Here is a 20,644-nt window from a genome sequence, read left to right as displayed (position 1 = left end):
AAGTCTACCCATCGCAGTCAAACACACAGAGAAATTCATGCAGGGCATTCAGCGTCGGATCGTTTACATCTCCCTCTACGAGGGCATCGCCATCGTGGCGGCCAGCGCCGGCCTGGCCCTGATGTCGGACGCGGGGCTCGGCCATTCGGGCCTGCTGGCCGTGGGCGCCTCGGTCATCGCGGTGATCTGGAACCTGACGTTCAACGCCCTGTTCGAGCGCTGGGAGTCGCGCCAGGCGGTGCGGGGGCGCAGCCTGAAGCGCCGCATCGCCCACGCCATCGGCTTCGAGGGCGGCCTGATCGCCTTCCTGGTGCCGATGCTGGCCTGGGGCCTGGGCGTGTCGCTCTGGCAGGCGCTGGTGATGGACCTGGGCCTGGTGGTGTTCTTCCTGGTCTACACCTTCGTTTTCAACTGGGCCTTCGACCGCGTGTTCGGCCTGCCGGCCTCGGCGCTGGGCGAAGCGCAGCCTGCGTAAGCCTGCGCTTACTTGGCGGATTCATCGCGCCGGCTTGGGCGCAGCGGACGAGCGCATCGCCAGGGCACCGCTCAGGCGCAGGCGCTCGTTCTCGTTGAAGAGCGTCTCGCGCAGTTGGGCCCGCTCGGCCTCGGGCGCGTTGGCGTAGCGGTCGAGCCGGGCGTTCCACTCCTGGGTTTCCTGGTCGAGCGTGGCCAGGCCGCGCGCCACCTCGTAGCCGTAGGTCTCACTGCGCGCGGCAAAGCGCTCCTGGGGGCTGGCGCCGCGCGCCTGCAGCGCCTCGGTCTGGCGCATCACGTCGAGGTGGGCCACCGCGTCCTTGCGCACCTCGCGCTGCGCGGGCGACAGCCAGGCCTGCTCGCTCTGCGCCAGCGCCGCGGCGCGCTGCTCGGGCGTGAGGTCGGGGTTGGACAGCAGTTCCATCTTCTCGGCCATGAACTGGTCCTGCCGGATCTGGTCGCCGAACAGGCCTTCGATTTCCTCGGGCGCGAAGAACTGGCGGCGCACCGCCTCGCGCGCCTCCAGGCTGCGGCGCAGGAAGGCCGGGTCGTCGGGCGCGGGCGGCTGCAGGGTGCGCAGGGCCTCCTGCATGTCGACGTAGCGCTCCAGCAGGCCCAGCGCACGCACGCGCCAGTCTTCGCGCAGGTGCTTGGCGAGCAGGGCGGGCGCGCGGGCCATGAGCGTGGCCTTGCTGTCGGCCTGCGCTTCGGCGAGCACCTGGTCGAAAAGGGTGATGAGGTCGCTGGTGAGCAGGGCGTCGGGGGCTGCGGCGGTGGAGGCCGGACGTTGCGCGGGAGACGGTGCGGCGGTGGTGGTCGCTGCTGCGGGCGCGGTGGCCCGCGGCGCATCGACCGCCTCGGGGCCGAGCGCCAGCCATCCGGTCCCCACGGCCACCAGCGCGACCGCGCCGAGGGTCAACGCCACACCGCGCATGCGCTGCGTCCTCAGAGCCCCGCGCTCTTGAGTCGCGCGGCCTGTTCCCTGAACAGCGCCGGCGGCTTCTTCTCGTAGTACGGGAACTGGCTGCCGTAGGTGTTGCCGAAGGCCTGGTTCACTTCGTCGAGGTGGTTCTGGCGGTAGTCGCCCAGGTGCGTGCCCAGTCGCGTGGTGCAGACCGCGAGCAGGCCGTCGTTGGCCTCGCCGAAGAAGAACAGGCCGCCCAGCGTCGACAGCGCCGTGTCGCTCGGGTCGAACAGGTTGAAGCTGGTCGACACGCCCGACCACGAGTAGTAGCGCACGCCATTGGCCACCGCCGCGCCGCTCTTCACGTCGCACGACGAGCCCGCGGCGGGGCGCCCCTGCGGAAACTTGGCGTCGAAGGCCGCGCCGCCCGCCGTGGTGAGCGAGGCCAGCGCGTTCAGCGGCACCTCGGGCAGCTGGCTCGGGTCCTTGCCCGAGAGAAAACCGATCATCCCCGTCAGCAGGCCGATGGCTTTCACCACCAGCGTCTGGGCGATGCCGCCTTCGGGCAGTTTGGCCAGCAGGTCGGCCACCTTCGAGCCGCCGTTGGCGCCGCCCACCGACGTGACCGACGCCACCATGTCGGGCGCCACCGCCGCCACGTAACGCACCGTGGGCGAGCCCTGCGAATGGCCGATGAGGTTGAACTTGAGCGTGGGGTTCTGCTCGAGCGCGCGGATGGTCTTGAGCTCTTGGAGCAGTTGCTCGCCGCGGATCTCGGAGGTGTTGGTGCCCGACACCTGCGCCACGTACACCCTGGCGCCCGCGCCGGCCAGCTGGCCGGGGATGTCGTAGAAGTAGTCGACACCCAGCAGGTTGTCGAAACCCAGCAGGCCGTGGACCAGCACGATCGGGTAGCGGGTCTTCGCGGTGTCGGAGGTAACGAAGGCCTCGACGCGCGTGGCGGTGTCGCTGGCCGCGGCACGGGCCGGTGGCGTGTGAACCGTGAGGGCCGCGGCGGCCAGGAGGCCGCAGCTCAGGGCCACGGCGCGCATCGGGGTGGCTGCACGCTGCAACCGGGCAATCGACTTCCTGACCATCTGGCGCTCTCCCTTACGTCTGGTTAAAAACACGAACGTTCGTTCGGAAACGGTGGGCGCATTCTGTTGACACATGCAGGAATGAAAACTGGGGTTTTCCCAGGGCGCCATCGAATCGACCTAAAATGCGCGACTTCCCAAGGAGCGTTGCAGCGGTTCGCCACAGAGGCGAATCGTCAGGCTTGGGGCGACAACGACGCTCGCCTGTTCGACTCTTCCGCAGGTGAGGCCATGTCCCAGATTCCCGCATCCGTTTCCGCTCCCGTCGCTCCCCCTCCCATGAAGCTGTCCGGCCTCGAGCCGGTCGCCATCGGCGCAGGGACGCTGTTCGTCAACATCGGCGAGCGCACCAACGTCACCGGCTCCAAGGCCTTCGCGCGGATGATCCTCAACGGCCAGTTCGAGGACGCCCTGGCCGTTGCGCGCCAGCAGGTCGAGAACGGCGCGCAGGTGATCGACATCAACATGGACGAGGCCATGCTGGACAGCAAGGCCGCGATGGTCCGCTTCCTGAACCTCATTGCCAGCGAGCCCGACATCGCGCGCGTGCCTGTGATGGTCGACAGCTCCAAGTGGGAGGTCATCGAGGCCGGCCTGCGCTGCATCCAGGGCAAGGGCATCGTCAACTCCATCTCCATGAAGGAGGGCGTCGACAAGTTCAAGCACGAGGCCAAGCTGGTCAAGCGCTACGGCGCCGCCGCCGTGGTCATGGCCTTCGACGAGAAGGGCCAGGCCGACACCTACGCACGCAAGATCGAGATCTGCGAGCGCGCCTACCGCGTGCTGGTCGACGAGGTGGGCTTTCCGCCCGAAGACATCATCTTCGACCCGAACATCTTCGCCATTGCCACCGGCATCGAGGAGCACGACAACTACGCCGTCGACTTCATCAACGCCGTGCGCTGGATCAAAGAGAACCTGCCGGGCGCCAAGGTGTCGGGCGGCGTGAGCAACGTGAGCTTCAGCTTCCGCGGCAACGACCCGATGCGCGAAGCGATCCACACCGTGTTCCTGTACCACGCCATCCAGGCGGGCATGGACATGGGCATCGTCAACGCCGGCATGGTCGGCGTGTACGACGACCTGGAGCCCGCGCTGCGCGAGCGCGTCGAAGACGTGGTGCTCAACCGCCGCCCCGACGCCGGCGAGCGCCTGGTCGAAGTGGCCGAGACCGCCAAGAGCGGTGCCAAGGACGAGAGCAAGCGCCTCGAATGGCGCGGCACGCCCGAGCACCCGGTGCACGTCAACCAGCGCCTCTCGCATGCGATGGTGCACGGCATCACCGACTTCATCGTCGAAGACACCGAAGAGGCCTACCAGCAGATCCTGGCCAAGGGCGGCCGTCCGCTGCACGTGATCGAAGGCCCGCTCATGGACGGCATGAACATCGTGGGCGACCTGTTCGGCGCCGGCAAGATGTTCCTGCCTCAGGTGGTGAAGTCGGCGCGCGTGATGAAGTCGGCCGTGGCCCACCTGCTGCCCTACATCGAGGAAGAAAAGCTGCGCGACGAGGCCGCGGGCCGCGACGTGCGCACCAAGGGCAAGATCATCATCGCCACCGTGAAGGGCGACGTGCACGACATCGGCAAGAACATCGTCACCGTCGTGCTCCAGTGCAACAACTTCGAAGTGGTGAACATGGGCGTGATGGTCCCGTGCCACGAAATCCTGGCGCGTGCCAAGGTCGAAGGCGCGGACATCGTGGGCCTGTCGGGCCTCATCACGCCGAGCTTGGAAGAAATGCAGTACGTGGCCGGCGAAATGCAGCGCGACGACCATTTCCGCATCAAGAAGATCCCGCTCATGATCGGCGGCGCCACCACCAGCCGCGTGCACACCGCCGTGAAAATTGCGCCGCACTACGAAGGCCCCGTGGTCTACGTGCCCGATGCCTCGCGCAGCGTGAGCGTGGCGCAGAGCCTGCTCTCCGACCAGGCCACCGCGTACATCGACGAGATCAACGCCGACTACGCCAAGGTGCGCACGCAGCACGCCAACAAGAAGCAGGTGCCGATGTGGCCGCTGGCCAAGGCGCGCGCCAACAAGACACCGGTCGACTGGTCGAGCTACACGCCGCCCGTGCCCAAGTTCATCGGCCGGCGCCTGTTCAAGAACTTCGACCTCACCGAGCTGGCCAGGTACATCGACTGGGGTCCGTTCTTCCAGACCTGGGACCTGGCCGGCCCGTTCCCCGCCATCCTGAAAGACGAAGTCGTCGGCACCGAGGCCGTGCGCGTGTACGCCGACGGCCAGCGCATGCTCAAGCGCCTCATCGAAGGGCGCTGGCTCAGCGCCAGCGGCGTGGTCGGCTTCTGGCCCGCCAACACCGTGAACGACGACGACATCGAGCTGTACACCGACGAGACGCGCAGCGAAGTCGCGCTCACCTGGTACGGCATGCGCCAGCAGACCGAGAAGCAGATGATCGACGGCGTGATGCGCCCCAGCCGCTGCCTGGCCGACTTCGTCGCGCCCAAGGACAGCGGTGTGAAGGACTACGTCGGCGTGTTCGCCGTCACGGCCGGCCTGGGCGTCGAGAAGAAAGAGAAGTTCTTCATGGACGACCTCGACGACTACTCGGCCATCATGCTCAAGGCGCTGGCCGACCGGCTGGCCGAGGCCTTTGCCGAGGCCATGCACCACCGCGTGCGCACCGACCTGTGGGGCTACGCGAGCGACGAAGGCCTGAGCAACGACGACATGATTGCCGAGAAGTACCGCGGCATCCGCCCCGCGCCCGGCTACCCGGCCTGCCCCGACCACAGCGTGAAGGGCCCGATGTTCGACCTTCTGAACTGCGCGGACATTGGCATGACCCTGACGGAGAGCCTCGCTATGATGCCCGCCGCCAGCGTGAGCGGCTTCTACCTCGGGCATCCCGATGCGACGTACTTCAACGTCGGCAAGATCGGGCACGACCAGTTGCAGGACCAGGCTGCGCGGCGTCGCACGAGCGAATCGGAGCTCGAGCGCCTGCTGGCGCCGAACCTTTGAACCTGCCGGCCGGTCGGCGCGACCGGAGTGACCGGCCACGGGAGTTGATATTCAGAAGCTGATCTTTGCCGCCGCGCACTACGCCCAGTTCGCGATCTTCGTGATCGCCTGCTGGGGTGCCGGCCGTGCGGTGCTCGCGCACCTGCGTCCCCCGTCGCGCCGCGACGCCTGGCTCGAAGCCGCCATGGCGGCCGCACTCGGCGTTGGCCTGTACATCTGTGCCTTCCAGGCGCTCGCCATCTTCGGGCTGTTCCGCCTCGAGGCCACGCTGGGCCTGGTCGGTGCGGGCGTCGTGGCCGCCGCCTGGCAGTGGCGCGGCTGGCGCGCCGACATCCGCGCATTGCGCACGCTGCGCGCGGCCGCACCCGCTGCTCCGCCATGGACCCGCTTCGAGCGCATCGCCGCCATCGCACTGGCGCTGGTCGCGCTGCCCGCGCTGGTGGCGCCGCTCGCACCGCCGGCCGCCTTCGACGAGCTCATGTACCACCTGCCCTATGCGCGGCAGGTAGCGCAACAGGGCTCGCTGGGCATCCACGAGTGGCTGCGCTACCCCTGGTTCCCGTACAACTACAACCTGCTGTACGCCGCCGCGCTGCAGGTGGGCGACGACGTGCTGCCGCACTTCCTCAACGCGCTGGCGGGTGCGCTGTCGGTGGTGATGATCTTCCGCCTGGGCATCCTGCACGCCAACCGGCTCACCGCCTGCATCGGCGCGGCCATCTGGCTGGGCCTGGGCGACTACGCCAACGCGCTGATCGACATGGGCGTGGCGCTGTTCGTGCTGACCGCCTGCGTGGCGCTCTGGTGGTGGCGCGAGTCCGAGCCTTTGCGCGACGGCACGCGCTGGCTGTCGCTGGCGGCGTTCTGCCTCGGCGTGGCAGCAGGTTCGAAGTACCAGGCGCTGATCTTCCTGCCGCTGGTGGCGCTGTTCGTGGTGCGCCACGAGCGCCGCGTGTGGCGGGCCTGGGCGCCGGCGCTGCTGTGCTTTTTGATCCCGTGCATCTACTGGTACGCGCGCAACGCCATCATGACGGGCGACCCCTTCAACCCGATCGGCGCGCGCGTGTTCGGCTTCACCGAGTGGACCCCGGCCGACTACGTGCAGCAGGTGGCCGACGTGCGCGTCCACGCCGAGATGCCCAATGCACTGATCTGGTCCGTGTTCCTCGCGCCGTTCAGCGTGTGGTGGAAGCGCTCCGCCGCCGTGCGTGCGGCGGGCTGGTTCTGCCTGTACTCGGTGGCTGTGTGGGTGGTGACTTCGCGCTACCCGCGCTACCTGACGGCTTCGTTCCCCTTGCTGGCGTTGACAGCGGCCGTGGGCTGGCAGGCACTGGGGGTCTGGATCGCGGCGGGCGTGCGCCGCCTGCGCGGAGCGAAGGTTGCCGCCGCACCGGTCGGCCCGCGCAGCGGCGCCGGTGTGGGCGACTGGGTCGTGGTGCTGCTGCTGGCCGTGCTCGCGGCCGTGTCGGTCGGGCAGACCGCCAGGAAGGTGGCCATGGTCTCGCCCACGCCCGAAAGCCGCGAAGCCTTCCTGCGCAAGCACGTGCCGGGCTACGCCGTGATGGACTACCTGCGCGCGAACGCAAAGGGGCGGGTCTACCAGATCGCGCTCAACGAGGCGATCTACTACGGTCCCAACCCGATCTGGGGCGACACGCTCGGGCCATGGCGCTACACCGATTTCGGCAAGCTCTCCGGCGGCGACCTGGCGCGCAAGCTTGGGGGCCTGGGGTTCGTCGCCGTCGTGCTGCCGGACAGCGTGGTGCCCGTGTTCAGCGCGCGCACCGACTTCGACAAATACTTCGCCGTGCAGTATGAAAAAGACGGCTGCCGCGTCTACCGTATTCTTTCCGCTGCACCATGACCGATTCTGATGTCTCCCCTCGCAGCGCCGGCAGCCCCGCCATGCCGCGCATTGCCGCCGTCATCCCCTGCTTCAACGAGGCCCTGGCCATCACCCAGGTGATCGAGGGCTTCCGCGCGGCGCTGCCCGGCGTCGAGGTCCACGTCTTCGACAACAACTCCACCGACGACACGGCCGCCGTGGCCCGTGCCGCCGGCGCGATCGTCACGCACGTCACCGCGCGCGGCAAGGGCAACGTGGTGCGGCGCATGTTCGCCGACGTCGAGGCCGACATCTACGTGATGGTCGACGGCGACGCCACCTACGACACCACCGCCGCGCCGCGCCTCATCGCGCGGCTGGTCGAGGGCAACCTCGACATGGTGGTCGGCAGCCGCGTCGACGACGGCCAGGACGCGCTCACCTACCGCGCCGGCCACCGCTTCGGCAACTGGCTGCTCACGGGCACCGTGGCGCAGCTCTTCGGGGGCGGCCTCACCGACATGCTCTCGGGCTACCGCGTGTTCTCGCGCCGCTATGCCAAGTCGTTCCCCGCGCTGTCGCAGGGGTTCGAGATCGAGACCGAACTCACCGTGCACGCGCTCGAACTGCGCATGCCCTATGCCGAGGAAGGCACGGCCTACAGCACACGCCCCGAAGGCTCGCACAGCAAGCTCTCGACCTACCGCGACGGCTGGCGCATCCTGAAGACCATCGGCAAGCTCTTCGTGAGCGAGCGGCCGCTGCAGTTCTTCTCGATCGTCGCCGCCGTGCTCGCCATCGGTGCGCTCGCGCTGGCCGTGCCGCTGTTCATGACCTACGCCCACACCGGCCTGGTACCGCGGCTGCCCACGGCGGTGCTCGCCACCGGCGCGATGCTGGCGGCGCTGCTGTCCTTCGTCTGCGGCGTGGTGATGCACACCGTCACGCTGGGCCGGCAGGAGGCCAAGCGGCTGCGCTACCTGGCGCAGCCCTGCGTGCGCGAGAGCCTGCGCAGCCGATGAAGATCGGACGCGAGTTCCTGTCGTTCGCCGTGGTCGGCGCGGCGGGGTTCGTGGTCGACGTGGTGGTGCTGTACCTGCTGGCGCCGCTGCTGGGGTGGTACGGGGCCCGGGTGCTGTCTTTCCTGGCGGCCGCGACGGCCACCTGGGCGCTGAACCGCCGCTACACGTTCAGCGCGCGGCGCTCCGACGGTTCGGTGCTGCGCGAGTACCTGGGCTATCTCGTGACGATGCTGGGCGGCGCGGTCGTCAATTACGGCGCCTATGTGCTCGTGCTGCATTGGGCGACGGGCCAGTGGGCGCCTGCGGCCGGCGTGGCGCTGGGGAGCTGCGCGGGGCTGGGGGTGAACTTTCTGTCGGCGCGCTACCTGGTGTTCCGCGCGAAGTAAATCTCGCTCCCTCCCCTCTGGGGAGGGCTGGGTGGGGCACGCGGCGCATCCATCGAGCGCTCTGCCTGCCCCCATCCCGACCTTCCCCCAGAGGGGGAAGGAGAAAGACAGGCGCAGGCGCTCAGTGCCCGCCCGACACCACCACCGGAATCTCCGTCGCAGGCGGCGTATTGCGGCTGCGCCCGCAGCGCACCAAGCCGTCGATCATCACCATGCCCACGCCCGGGATGTCGCCCAGCTGCACGCTTTCGAGCAGGCCCGGCGCGGGCGAATGCTGCGCGCGGTCCATGAAGACGAAGTCGGCATCGCGGCCCACTTCGATCAGCCCGCAATTCAGCTTGCGGATCTTCGCCGTGTTGCCCGTGGCGAAGCAGAACACCAGCTCGGCCGGAATGTTCGCGATCGACGACAGCATCGCCACCATGCGCAGGATGCCCAGCGGCTGCACGCCCGAGCCCGCGGGCCCGTCGGTGCCGAGGATCACGCGGTGCGGGCACTTCAGTTCGAGCGCCGCCTTGGCCGCCGCAATCGCGACCTTCTCGTTGCCGTTGTGCACGATCTCGATGGCGCGCGTGCTCTTCTCGCACAGCTCGCACACATGCGCCTCGGGCAGCGAGGTGTGGCCGCCGTTGATGTGGCCGATGATGTCGGCGTCGGCCTCGAGCACCACGTCCTTGTCGATCAGGCCCGAGCCCGGGATCGACGGGCCGCCCGTGTGGATCGTGCTCTGGATGCCGTACTTGCGCGCCCAGGCCACCATCTGCTTGGCCTCGTAGCCGGCCTTCACCGAGCCCAGGCCCACTTCGCCCAAGAGGCCCACGCCGGCTTCGGCGAGTTCCTTGAAGTCGCTCTCGACCATGCCCTTTTCGATGACCGGTGCGCCGGCGAGAACTTTCACGCCGCCGGGGCGGAAGTTGTCGAACGCGCGTTGCGCGGTGATGGCCAATGCCTTCAGGCCGACGATGTCTTTCGGGCGACCGGGCAGGTGCACTTCACCCGCCGAAATCATCGTGGTCACGCCGCCGTGCATGGTGGAGTCGATCCAGCCGATCTGGCCCTGGCGCGGCGTCCAGTCGCCGAACACCGGGTGCACGTGGCTGTCGATGAGGCCGGGCGCCACGCAGGTCTTGCGCGCGTCGATGACGGTCTGCGCGCCTTCGAGGTCGCAGTCTTTTTCCTTGCCGATCGCGACGATCAGGCCGTCGTTCACCACGAGGGTGTCGGCGTCGAGGATGGGCTTGTCGATGTCGCCCGAGAGCAGCAGCCCTATGTTCTTGATGACGACCTTGCCCGACTTTGCGCCGGCTGCGATTTCTGCCATTTCGTGGTGTCCTCGTGGGGTGGGGTGGTGTTGTCTTGTTCCTGGATGTCGTCCGCGCGCACGGTGCGCAGCAGGGTCTCGATCACGAAATCTTCCCAGTGCCTGATCGCCTCGGGCGACTCCATCGGCTCGCCGAGGAAGGCCGTGAGCGTGTGCCGGTTCGAGGTGTAGAAATAGCCGGTGGACGCGATCAGCAGGTAGATGTCGCGTGCCACGAGGTCGGTGCGGAACAGGCCCTGGGCGGCGCCGCTGGCCAGGATTTCCGCAATGATGGCCACCGCCCGCGACGAGTACTCGCGCGCCCGCAGCGACTTCGAGATGTGCCGGCCCTTGTGCAGGTTCTCGGTGTTCAAGAGCGTGACGAACTCGGGGTTCTTGCGGTAGTAGCCGAGCACGAAGCGGATGACTTCGGTGAGCGCTTCCACCGGCCGGCTCGCGTCGAGCGCGATCGCGGCTTCGGCGTCGTCCATGCGCTGGTAGATGCCTTCGAGCACCGCGATGAACAGGCCCTCTTTGCTGCCGAAGTAGTAATAGATCATCCGGTCGTACGACTTGGCGGCCTTGGAGATCTTCTCCACGCTGCCGCCGTCGTAGCCGTACTTGGCGAACACCTTGGTCGCCGCCTTGAGGATGCTGTCGCGCGTGGCCTGGGCCGCGGCCTCGCGCACGCCGGTGCGGCGCTGGGGCTTGGGCTTGCTGACGGAGCGGGAGTCGGCCATCGTGCGCGCAGCGCCTCTTCTGTTGCTTGCTTACTTCTCGGCGAAGGCGCGTTCGACCACGAAGTCGCCCGGCGTCGAGGTGTTGCCTTCCTTGAAGCCGCGCTTTTCCAGGATGTGCTTCAGGTCGACCAGCAGGCCGGGGCTGCCGCACAGCATCACGCGGTCTTCCTCGACGTTGAGCGGGGGCAGGCCGAGGTCGTCGGTGAGCTTGTTGCTCTCGATGAGGTCGGTGACGCGGCCCTGGTTGCGGAACTCCTCGCGCGTGACCGTGGGGTAGTACAGCAGCTGCTTGGCGATCATCTCGCCCAGGATCTCGTGCTTGGGCAGATGGTCGGTCACGAGGTCGTGGTACGCCAGCTCGTCGACCTGGCGCACGCCGTGCACCAGGATGACTTTTTCAAACTTCTCGTAGGTCTCGGGGTCGCGGATGATGCTCATGAACGGCGCCAGGCCGGTGCCCGTGCCGAACAGGTACAGGCGCTTGGCCGGCAGCGTGTAGTCGATGAGCAGCGTGCCCGTGGGCTTGCGGCCCACGATGATGGTGTCGCCCACCTGGATGTGCTGCAGCTTCGAGGTGAGCGGGCCTTCTTCGACCTTGATGCTCAGGAACTCGAGATGCTCCTCGTAGTTGGGGCTCACGATGCTGTACGCGCGCAGCAGGGGCTTGTTGTTGACCTTCAGGCCGATCATCGTGAAATGACCGTTCGAGAAGCGCAGCGACGGGTCGCGCGTGGTGGTGAAGGTGAACAGGCGGTCGGTCCAGTGGTGGACGCTCAGGACGCGTTCTTCGCTGAATGCACTCATACAGAACTCAAGTGTTGGTTGAAGACAGGAAAGGGTGGCTGAGCCGAAATGCACGCCTTTGGGGCGTCCGCCATCGGCCGGCTAGCAACCCTCCATTGTCGTTGGTCGGAAAAACCCCGATGAACACCGCGAGAAAACACCATTGCAAGCATCGGGCCTGTTTGCTACATTGACCTTTGATGTAGTGAACGCAACATGAAAGTGTAGGGGATGCTACACAAACGACAGCCGGCGCACAAGCACTTGCACGGCACGTTTGTTGCAAACCTCCGGAGCCTGAAGACCCGCTCCGACAGCACCACACCACGAGATCGCCCCGATGACTGAACACACCAAGACAGACGGACTGCCCGGCATCGACATGCCGCAGATCGCCGAGGCCGGCAGCACCGCCTTCGGCAAGGCGCCGCCGCGCAACGAGAAGATGAGCACCGCCAAGGTCGAGTGCAACGCCTGCCCGGTGCTGTGCCAGATCTCCGACGGCCGCACCGGCGCCTGCGACCGTTACGCCAACCGCCAGGGCGTGCTGGTGCGTGTCGACCCGGTGGTGCTGCTGCGTCGCACGCTCGCCAGCGAGCAGCCGGCGCTGGTGCCCTTCGATCGCCCCGGTGCCGAAGTGGCCGAGGCCGACGCAACGCCCGACTGGAACGGCGACCTGCTGCACGCCGACGAGGTCTTCGTCACCGGCGTGGGCTCGTCCACCACGTACCCCGACTACAAGCCCGCGCCCTTCATCGTGGCCTCCAAAGCCCAGGGCGTCGACATGGTCACCGTCGTCACCGAAGGCATCTTCAGCTACTGCAGCTTCAAGGTGAAGATCGACACCGACCGCTTCCTGGGCGCCGAGCAGGCCAATGTTCGCTACAAGGGCGAGGTCGTGGGCCATGTCACCACGGCCGAGTACGGCTCGCAGATGCTGTCGCTGGGCGGCGTGCATCACCTCACGGGCGGCAGCAAGAAGGAAGGCCGCATGACGGCCGAACTCATGCAGCTGCTGGGCAACAAGCAGGCGGTCGAGTGCACCATCGACGGCGGCGCAAGCCTCGTCATCCAGGCCGGCAAGGCGCCCATCGTCAACGGCGTCGAAGAACAGCGCATGCGCGTGGGCTGCGGCTCGGCGGCCGTGGGCATCTTCGCGCGCCAGTTCGCCGGCGTGGCCGACGAGGTGGTGGTGGTCGACGACCACATCACCGGTGTGCTCACCGAACACCAGGCCGGCCGCTGCCTCGACATGACGCCCTCGGGCATCCAGATGCTGGGGCGCAAGTCGACGCCGGGGCGCTACTTCCAGGTCGCGAACCCCGGCAACGGCTGGGGCGGCACCGACATCGCCGATCCGCTTTCGATCATCGAAGGCTGGGAAGAGGGCGTGGCCCGCCCCGGCCTGCGCCTGCTCATGACCTCGACCACCGGCGAACACGCGCAGTGGTACGTGCTCGATGACGCACTCAAGCCCATCGAGCAGGAGATGCCCCCCGAGGTGCGCCGCATCGTCGATCGCATCGGCGAGAACTGCGAGCCTTCGCTGTGCACTGTGCTTTTCCTCGGCGGCGCCGGCGGCAGCCTGCGTGCGGGCGTCACCGAGAACCCGGTGCTGCTCACGCGCGCCATCAAGCGCGCGCTGGTCAACGTCACGTGCGGCGGCGCGCCGGCCTATGTGTGGCCCGGTGGCGGCATCACCGTGATGGCCGACGTCATGCGCATGCCCGACCACAGCTTCGGCACCGTGCCCACGCCGGCGATCGTCGCGCCCATCGAGTTCAGCATGCGGCGCGCCGACTACGAAGCACTCGGCGGCCACGTCGAACACATCTTCCCGCTAGAACAGGCGCTCGCGCGCGGTGCGTGGCAGGAAGACGGCGCACCGCTGGCGCGCCAGTGGCTCGTCATCGACGATGCCAATCCGTGGCCGCTGGGCCATGCCCCGATGCTGGGTTGAGCGATGCCCGACTCGATGCGCGTCTTGGCTCTTGCTCCTTCCCCCTCTGGGGGAAGGCTGGGATGGGGGCGGGCAGAGCGCTCAATGGATGCGCCGCGTGCCCCCACCCCGGCCCTCCCCCGGAAGGGGAGGGAGCAATGCATGAACCCCGAGGCTGCGCCATGAGCGCCCAACGCACGGCGCTCGACGCGAGCCGCTGGCATTTCAACCACGGCCCGATCGACATCGTGGCCGAGGCGCACGGCGACCCGTACGCCGTCGCCGCCGCGCACGACGCAGCCTGGGCGCGCTTCGGCCACGTGCTCGACGAACTCGTGCGCGAACTGCCGCAGCTGCGATTGCCCGTGACCGCACGCCAGCGTCCGCGCGGCGTCGTCGCGCGGCGCATGTGGGACGCCTGCGATGCTTTTTCGCCGCTGTTCCTCACGCCCATGGCGGCCGTGGCCGGCAGCGTGGCGCAGGAACTCATCGCCTTCTACGACCGGCCCGGCATCGAGCGCGCGTGGATCAACAACGGCGGCGACATCGCGCTGCACCTCGCGCCCGGCCACTCGGCGCGCGTGGGCGTGTTCGCCGACCTCGCGCGCTTCGATTGGCGCGACAGCCGCGTGCTCACCACCGACGGCCAGTTCGAGCTGCACGCCGACCAGCCCGTGCGCGGCGTTGCCACCAGCGGCTGGCGCGGGCGCAGTTTCTCGCTGGGCATCGCCGACAGCGTGACGGTGTTGGCCGCCACCGCGGCGCAGGCCGATGCCGCCGCCACCGTGATCGCCAACGCCGTCGATGTGGCCGATGCCCTCATCCAGCGCAAGCCCGCCAACGATTGCAAGGACGACAGCGACCTCGGCGACATCCTCGTCACCGTCGACGTGCCGACGCTGGCGCCCGCGCAGGTGCACCATGCACTCGATGCGGGCGCGGCGTGCGCCCACGCGCTGCAGAAAAGGGGGCTCGTGTGGGCCGTTCTGCTCGTTTGCCAGGGGCAGTGGCGGCTGGTGGAACCCTTATGCTCGAAGTCGCTGGACGTCGCGCTGCCCGATGCAGTTGGTTCAGTATTTGCTTAACGAAAAGCAAGGTTCTTTTTCATGATCGAAATCCGTCGCGTCTTCACCCATGTCGAGCACATCCACCACGAGTTCGGCCCACGTGCCGACACCCCGCTGGTGCGCGGTGCCATCGGCGCGGTGCTGACCAATCCTTTCGCGGGCCGCTACGAGCCCGACATCCTGCCGATGATGGCGCTGCTCGACCCCGTGGGCGTCGACATGGCGCACCAGCTGCACGCCGCCATGGACGTGCCGCTCGAGCAGATCGCCACCTACGGCAAGGGCGCCATCGTCGGTGCCGACGGCGAGCTGGAGCACGGCGCGCTGTGGCATGTGCCCGGCGGCTACGCGATGCGCGAACTGCTCGGCTGGAAGGGCAGCCGCGCCGCCTACACCGCAGGCAAGGCCGAAGAGAAAACCGGTCAGCCCGGCAATGCGCTGTCGATCGTGCCCTCGACCAAGAAGGTCGGCCCGCCCGGCGCCGCACTCGACGTGCCGCTCACCAACATCAACGCCAGCTACGTGCGCGGCCAGTTCGACGCCATCGAGGTGCGCGTGCCCGGTGCGCCGCTGGCCGACGAGATCGTCTTCATCCTCGCGATGAGCACGGGCTACCGCGTGCATGCGCGTGTCGGCGGCCTGCTCGCGAAGGACATCAGCAAGTGGGACGGCCTGCGCTGAGCCCGCAAGACAAGAGACAAGACAAGGAACACACAGACATGACCGCCAACATCCGCAAGCTCGTCATTCAAGTGGACGAAACCCGCAAGGAAATGGGGCAAGACGTGACGCCGCCCACGCGCCGCGCCGTCGCCATTGCCGTCATCGAGAACCCCTACGCCGGCCGCTACAGCGAGAGCCTCGACGAACTCATCGCCATCGGCGAAGAGCTCGGCGCGCTGCTCGGCCAGAAGGCCGTGAAGGCGCTGGGCATCGAGCCCGGCCAGGTGCAAAGCTACGGCAAGGCCGCCATCGTCGGCGAGCGCGGCGAGCTGGAGCATGCCGCCGCCATCCTGCATCCCAAGCTGGGCGCGCCGCTGCGCGTGGCGGTCGAGAAGGGCGCCGCGCTCGTGCCCTCGGCCAAGAAGCAGGGCACGCTGGGCACCGCCATCGACGTGCCGCTCGGCCACAAGGACGCCGCCTTCGTGCGCAGCCACTTCGACGCCATCGAGGCCCGCGTGGCCGACGCGCCGCGCGCCAACGAGATCGTCGTTGCCGTGGCCGTCACCGACAGCGGCCGACCGCTGCCGCGCGTCGGCGGCCTGCAGGCCAGCGAAATCAAGGGCGAAGACGGCCTTCGCTGACCTGTCATTGCATCGTCACCTGCATCGTGTTTTCTGTTCGAACTTCTAGGAGCTTCCCGATGAATCCATTGCGCCATGTCTTCTGCGCCGCTTCCGTCGTCACGCTGGCTTCGGCCCTGGTCCCCGCGCATGCGCAGGGCGTGATCAAGATCGGTGAAATCAACAGCTACAAGGCGCAGCCCGCCTTCCTCGAGCCCTACAAGAAGGGCATGGAACTCGCGGTCGACGAAATCAACGCCAAGGGCGGCGTCAACGGCAAGAAGCTCGAGCTCATCAGCCGCGACGACAACGCCAACCCCGGCGACGCCGTGCGCGTGGCCGAAGAACTCATCTCGCGCGAGAAGGTCGACGTGCTGGCCGGCGCCTTCCTGTCGAACACCGGCCTGGCGCTCACCGACTTCGCCAAGCAGAAGAAATTCTTCTACCTCGCCGCCGAGCCGCTGACCGACAAGATCGTCTGGAGCAACGGCAACAAGTACACCTACCGCCTGCGTCCCTCGACCTACATGCAGGTCGCGATGCTGGTGCCCGAGGCGGCCAAGCTCAAGAAGAAGCGCTGGGCCATCGTGTACCCCAACTACGAGTACGGCCAGTCGTCGGTCGCCACCTTCAAGACCTTGCTGAAGGCCGCGCAGCCCGACGTCGAGTTCGTCGCCGAGCAGGCACCGCCGCTGGGCAAGGTCGATGCGGGCAGCGTGGCGCAGGCCCTGGCCGACGCCAAGCCCGACGCCATCTTCAACGTGCTGTTCGGTGCCGACCTCTCCAAGTTCGTGCGCGAAGGCAACACGCGCGGCCTGTTCAAGGACCGTGAAGTCGTGAGCGTGCTGACCGGCGAGCCCGAGTACCTCGACCCGCTGAAGGACGAAGCACCCAACGGCTGGATCGTCACCGGCTACCCCTGGTACGGCATCAAGACCGCCGAGCACAAGGCCTTCAACGACGCCTACCAGGCCAAGTTCAAGGACTACCCGCGCCTGGGTTCGGTGGTGGGCTACAGCGCCATCTACTCGATCGCGGCCGGCGTGAAGAAGGCCGGCAGCACCGACACCGAGAAGCTCGTCGCAGCCTTCAAGGGCCTGCAGGTCGACACGCCCTTCGGCAAGATCAGCTACCGCGCGCAGGACAACCAGTCCACCATGGGCGCGTACGTCGGCAAGACCAAGAACGACGGCGGCAAGGGCGTGATGGTCGACTACGTGTACCTCGACGGCGCCAAGTTCCAGCCGACGGACGACGAAGTGAAGAAGATGCGCCCCGCCGACTGATTGCGCGCGGTTCCCGCAACGCGCCTGCCGTCGGTCGATGACGGCGGGGCGCGGTGTCTCCAGTTTCCTCAGGGTCTTTCATGAGCTTTTCAGGCTTCGTTGTTCAGTTGCTCAACGGGTTGGCCGGCGCGTCTTCGCTGTTCTTGGTGGCGGCCGGCTTGTCGTTGATCTTCGGCGTGACGCGCATCGTCAACTTCGCCCATGGGTCGTTCTTCATGGTGGGCATCTACACCGCGTACACGCTCGTCGAGAAGCTCGGCCCGAGCGTGGGCTTCTGGCCTGCGCTGCTGATCGCCGCGCTCGCGGTGGGCGTGCTGGGTGCGCTCATCGAGGTGCTGCTCTTGCGCCGCATCTACAAGGCGCCCGAGCTGTTCCAGCTGCTGGCCACCTTCGCGCTCGTGCTCGTCATCAAGGACGCGGTGCTGTGGCTCTGGGGCCCTGACGAACTGCTCGGCCCGCGTGCGCCGGGCCTCAAGGGTTCGGTCGAAATCCTCGGCCGCCAGTTTCCTTCGTACGACCTGTTCCTGATCGTCGTCGGCCCGCTGGTGCTCGGGCTCGTCTGGCTGCTGCTCACGCGCACGCGCTTCGGCACGCTGGTGCGCGCCGCCACGCAGGACCGCGAAATGGTCAGCGCACTCGGCGTCAACCAGGCCTGGCTGTTCACCGCCGTGTTCGCGCTCGGCGCGCTGCTTGCGGGCCTGGGCGGTGCGCTGCAACTGCCGCGCGAACCCGCCACGCTCGAGATGGACCTGAACACCATCGGCGCCGCCTTCGTCGTCGTGGTGGTCGGCGGCATGGGCTCTCTGCCCGGCGCCTACGTGGCCGCGCTGCTCATCGCGGAGATCAAGGCCGTGTGCATCTGGCTGGGCGTGGTGCAGATCTTCGGCATCGACGTGTCGTTCTCCAAGCTCACGCTGATGGTCGACTTTCTCGTGATGGCCATCGTGCTGGTGTGGCGCCCGTGGGGCCTGTTCGGCCGGCCGCAGGCGCCAAGCCGCTACGTCGGCATGCAGGAAGAACCGCTGCGCCGGCCCAGCACCGCCTACATCGTGGCCGCCGCCGGGCTTGCCGTGGTGCTTGCCGCGCTGCCGCTGCTGACGGCCGGTTCGCCCTACACCACGGTGCTGATGATCGACCTGCTGATCGCCGCGCTGTTCGCCACCAGCCTGCACTTCATCATGGGGCCGGCCGGCATGCACTCCTTCGGCCACGCGGCCTACTTCGGCCTCGGGGCCTACGGCGCGGCGCTGCTGGTGCGTGCGCTGCACCTGCCGATGGAACTGGCGCTCGTGGTCGCGCCGCTGGTGGCCGCGCTCGGTGCCTTTGTCTACGGCTGGTTCGCGGTGCGGCTGTCGGGCGTGTACCTCGCGATGCTCACGCTGGCCTTTGCGCAGATCACCTGGGCCATCACCTACCAGTGGGACAGCTTCACGGGCGGCAGCAACGGCCTCACCGGCGTGTGGCCGTCGGAGTGGCTGTCGGACAAGCAGGTGTACTACTGGCTCACGCTGGTGCTCGTGGGCGCGGGCGTGTGGTGGCTGCGCCGCGTGCTGTTCTCGCCCTTCGGCTATGCGCTGCGCGCGGGCCGCGACTCGGTGCTTCGCGCCGATGCCATCGGCATCGACGTCAAGCGCATGCAGTGGGCGGCCTTCGTCATCGCCGGCACCGTGGCGGGCCTGGCCGGTGCGCTCTATGCGTTCTCGAAGGGGAGCATCTCGCCCGAGAGCCTGTCGGTCGGCAAGTCGGTCGACGGCCTCGTGATGGTGCTGCTCGGCGGCATCCAGACCTTGGCGGGGCCGGTGGTCGGCGCCGTCACCTTCACCTGGCTGCACGACACCGTGGCGCGCAACACCGACTACTGGCGCGCGATGCTCGGCGCCATCATCCTGATCCTCGTGCTGCTGTTCCCGCAGGGCATTGCCGGGTCGATCAAGCAACTCGTCGACCGGTGGCGTGCACCGAAGAATGATGAAGCAGATGCGAAGCTCAAGGAGGTGAAGGCATGAGCCTCCTCAAGGTAGACAACCTCGGCAAGTCTTTCGGCGGCGTCAAGGCCGTGGACGGCATCAGCTTCGAATTGCCCGCGGGCGAGCTGCTCGCGCTCATCGGCCCCAACGGCGCCGGCAAGTCGACCACCTTCAACATGGTGAACGGCCAGCTCAAGGCCGACCAAGGCTCGATCACGCTCGACGGCCACGAACTCGTGGGCCGCAAGCCGCGCGAAATCTGGCGCAAGGGCGTGGGCCGCACCTTCCAGATCGCCGAAACCTTCGCCTCGCTCACCGTCGTCGAGAACGTGCAGATGGCACTGCTCTCGCACGACCACAAGCTGTTCTCGATGTGGCGCCGCGCAGCGGACCACAAGCGCGACGAAGCACTGGCGCTGCTCGACCAGGTCGGCATGAAGGCGCAGGCCGACCGGCCCTGCAGCGTGCTGGCCTACGGCGACGTGAAGCGCGTCGAGCTCGCCATCGCCATGGCCAACTCGCCCAAGCTGCTGCTCATGGACGAGCCCACCGCCGGCATGGCGCCCCAGGAGCGCAACTCGCTCATGGCGCTCACCAAGGACCTCGTCATTCAACGCGGCATGGCCGTGCTCTTCACCGAGCACAGCATGGACGTGGTGTTCGCGTACGCCGACCGCATGATCGTGCTGGCGCGCGGGCGCCTCATCGCGCAGGGCAAGCCGCTCGAGATCCGCGACCACCCGAAGGTGCAGGAGGTGTACTTCGGCAGCGGCAAGACCTTCGAGAAGATTGCAGAGAAAGCCGCAGCGCTTGGAGTTACCGCATGAGCACGCACGAACCGCTTCTGGAAGCCAAGGCCTTGTGCGCCTGGTATGGCGCCGCGCAGATCCTTTACGACGTCGACCTCGAAGTGCGGCGCGGCGAAGTCGTCGCGCTCATGGGCCGCAACGGCGCGGGAAAGTCGACCACGCTCAAGACGCTCATCGGCATGCTGAGCAAGCGCCGCGGCGCGGTGCGCTTTCTCGGGCACGACATCTCGAAAAGCGAGCCGCACCATGCGGCGCGCCTGGGCCTGGGCTTCGTGCCCGAAGACCGGCGCGTGTTCACCGACCTCACGGTGATGGAGAACCTCGAGGTCGGCAAGCAGCCCGCGCGCCAGTGGGCCGACGGCACCGCGGCACCGCTGTGGACGCCCGAGCGCCTGTTCCAGCTGTTCCCCAACCTCGGCGAGATGCCGAACCGCCCCGGTGGCCGCATGAGCGGTGGCGAGCAGCAGATGCTCACCGTCGCGCGCACGCTGATGGGCAACCCGTACCTCGTGCTGCTCGACGAACCGTCTGAGGGCGTGGCCCCGGTCATCGTCGAACAGATGGCGAACATGATCCTCGAGCTCAAGGCGCAGGGCGTGAGCATCCTGCTGTCGGAGCAGAACATGCACTTCGCCGAGCTGGTTTCCGATCGCGCCTACGTGCTCGAGAAGGGGCAGATCCGTTACCACGCGACGATGGCCGAGTTGGCGGCCAACGAAGAAGTGCGCAGGGCCTACCTCAGCGTCTGACTGTTTCCTTTCTTCCTTC

18 protein-coding genes and 1 riboswitch are annotated in these 20,644 nt (G+C 67.7%); of the genes, 13 read left to right on the top strand and 5 right to left on the bottom strand.

Annotated elements, in window-relative coordinates:
- Positions 1-37 precede the first annotated feature (37 nt).
- Positions 38-475: a PACE efflux transporter gene (locus GFK26_RS06045; RefSeq protein WP_153281210.1), complete on the top strand. Its 438-nt coding sequence runs from the start codon at positions 38-40 to the stop codon at positions 473-475.
- A gap of 21 nt (positions 476-496) precedes the next feature.
- Here GFK26_RS06045 and GFK26_RS06040 read toward each other — a convergent pair whose 3' ends face one another.
- Both GFK26_RS06040 and GFK26_RS06035 read right to left on the bottom strand, forming a co-directional pair.
- Positions 497-1,408 (bottom strand): lipase secretion chaperone, encoded by a 912-nt coding sequence (locus GFK26_RS06040; protein WP_153281209.1) that lies wholly within the window; start codon positions 1,406-1,408, stop codon positions 497-499.
- Between the two features lie 11 nt (positions 1,409-1,419).
- Positions 1,420-2,475: an esterase/lipase family protein gene (locus GFK26_RS06035; protein ID WP_153281208.1), complete on the bottom strand. Its 1,056-nt coding sequence runs from the start codon at positions 2,473-2,475 to the stop codon at positions 1,420-1,422.
- 133 nt (positions 2,476-2,608) lie between these two features.
- A riboswitch (S-adenosyl-L-homocysteine riboswitch) is annotated at positions 2,609-2,684 on the top strand.
- Between the two features lie 70 nt (positions 2,685-2,754).
- Between GFK26_RS06035 and metH the strand changes: the two genes are divergently transcribed.
- The 4 genes from metH (at position 2,755) to GFK26_RS06015 (ending at position 8,702) form a co-directional block, all read left to right on the top strand.
- A complete protein-coding gene (gene metH, locus GFK26_RS06030; RefSeq protein WP_416222545.1) occupies positions 2,755-5,469 on the top strand; it encodes a methionine synthase in 2,715 nt (904 codons plus the stop codon).
- Positions 5,470-5,569: 100 nt separating this feature from the next.
- Positions 5,570-7,333 carry an ArnT family glycosyltransferase gene (locus GFK26_RS06025; protein WP_228121928.1) on the top strand — a complete coding sequence of 588 codons (1,764 nt, stop codon included), beginning with the start codon at positions 5,570-5,572 and terminating at the stop codon, positions 7,331-7,333.
- Complete coding sequence (locus tag GFK26_RS06020) at positions 7,330-8,316, top strand: glycosyltransferase family 2 protein (protein WP_153281205.1); 987 nt, start codon at positions 7,330-7,332, stop codon at positions 8,314-8,316. Before GFK26_RS06025 ends, GFK26_RS06020 begins: the two co-directional genes overlap by 4 nt.
- The gene (locus GFK26_RS06015; RefSeq protein ID WP_153281204.1) at positions 8,313-8,702 is read left to right on the top strand and encodes a GtrA family protein; all 390 of its coding nucleotides are present in this window, start codon (positions 8,313-8,315) and stop codon (positions 8,700-8,702) included. The genes GFK26_RS06020 and GFK26_RS06015 overlap by 4 nt, the downstream gene beginning before the upstream one ends.
- A 121-nt stretch (positions 8,703-8,823) precedes the next feature.
- Here GFK26_RS06015 and GFK26_RS06010 read toward each other — a convergent pair whose 3' ends face one another.
- The 3 genes from GFK26_RS06010 to GFK26_RS06000 are packed head-to-tail and all read right to left on the bottom strand — an operon-like array spanning position 8,824 to position 11,546.
- Positions 8,824-10,023, bottom strand: a complete 1,200-nt coding sequence (locus GFK26_RS06010) for an amidohydrolase family protein (RefSeq protein ID WP_153281203.1) — start codon at positions 10,021-10,023, stop codon at positions 8,824-8,826.
- Positions 9,969-10,742, bottom strand: a complete 774-nt coding sequence (locus GFK26_RS06005; RefSeq protein ID WP_153281202.1) for a TetR family transcriptional regulator — start codon at positions 10,740-10,742, stop codon at positions 9,969-9,971. Before GFK26_RS06005 ends, GFK26_RS06010 begins: the two co-directional genes overlap by 55 nt.
- Before the next feature lie 30 nt (positions 10,743-10,772).
- Entirely contained in the window at positions 10,773-11,546 is a 774-nt protein-coding gene (locus GFK26_RS06000) for a ferredoxin--NADP reductase (protein ID WP_153281201.1), read from the bottom strand.
- A 319-nt stretch (positions 11,547-11,865) separates the two neighbouring features.
- Here GFK26_RS06000 and GFK26_RS05995 point away from each other — a divergent pair, with 319 nt between their 5' ends.
- From GFK26_RS05995 to GFK26_RS05960, 8 genes are all read left to right on the top strand, one after another.
- Complete coding sequence (locus tag GFK26_RS05995; protein ID WP_153281200.1) at positions 11,866-13,485, top strand: 6-hydroxynicotinate reductase; 1,620 nt, start codon at positions 11,866-11,868, stop codon at positions 13,483-13,485.
- A 161-nt stretch (positions 13,486-13,646) separates the two neighbouring features.
- Positions 13,647-14,549, top strand: coding sequence for a UPF0280 family protein (locus tag GFK26_RS05990; protein ID WP_153281199.1), 903 nt, complete (start codon positions 13,647-13,649; stop codon positions 14,547-14,549).
- Positions 14,550-14,570: 21 nt separating this feature from the next.
- A complete protein-coding gene (locus tag GFK26_RS05985; RefSeq protein ID WP_101493533.1) occupies positions 14,571-15,212 on the top strand; it encodes an amino acid synthesis family protein in 642 nt (213 codons plus the stop codon).
- A gap of 38 nt (positions 15,213-15,250) precedes the next feature.
- Positions 15,251-15,835 carry an amino acid synthesis family protein gene (locus GFK26_RS05980; protein WP_153281198.1) on the top strand — a complete coding sequence of 195 codons (585 nt, stop codon included), beginning with the start codon at positions 15,251-15,253 and terminating at the stop codon, positions 15,833-15,835.
- Between the two features lie 59 nt (positions 15,836-15,894).
- On the top strand, positions 15,895-17,100 hold the full coding sequence (locus GFK26_RS05975; RefSeq protein WP_153281197.1) for an ABC transporter substrate-binding protein: 1,206 nt from the start codon (positions 15,895-15,897) through the stop codon (positions 17,098-17,100).
- Between the two features lie 80 nt (positions 17,101-17,180).
- Entirely contained in the window at positions 17,181-19,106 is a 1,926-nt protein-coding gene (locus tag GFK26_RS05970; RefSeq protein WP_153281196.1) for an ABC transporter permease, read from the top strand.
- A complete protein-coding gene (locus GFK26_RS05965; protein ID WP_153281195.1) occupies positions 19,103-19,894 on the top strand; it encodes an ABC transporter ATP-binding protein in 792 nt (263 codons plus the stop codon). The genes GFK26_RS05970 and GFK26_RS05965 overlap by 4 nt, the downstream gene beginning before the upstream one ends.
- Positions 19,891-20,625, top strand: coding sequence for an ABC transporter ATP-binding protein (locus GFK26_RS05960; protein WP_070063547.1), 735 nt, complete (start codon positions 19,891-19,893; stop codon positions 20,623-20,625). The genes GFK26_RS05965 and GFK26_RS05960 overlap by 4 nt, the downstream gene beginning before the upstream one ends.
- The last annotated feature ends 19 nt before the right edge of the window (positions 20,626-20,644 follow it).

The sequence above is a fragment of the Variovorax paradoxus genome (assembly GCF_009498455.1).
Taxonomy (GTDB): domain Bacteria; phylum Pseudomonadota; class Gammaproteobacteria; order Burkholderiales; family Burkholderiaceae_C; genus Variovorax; species Variovorax paradoxus_H.
This window is presented reverse-complemented; position numbering and strand designations above follow the sequence as displayed.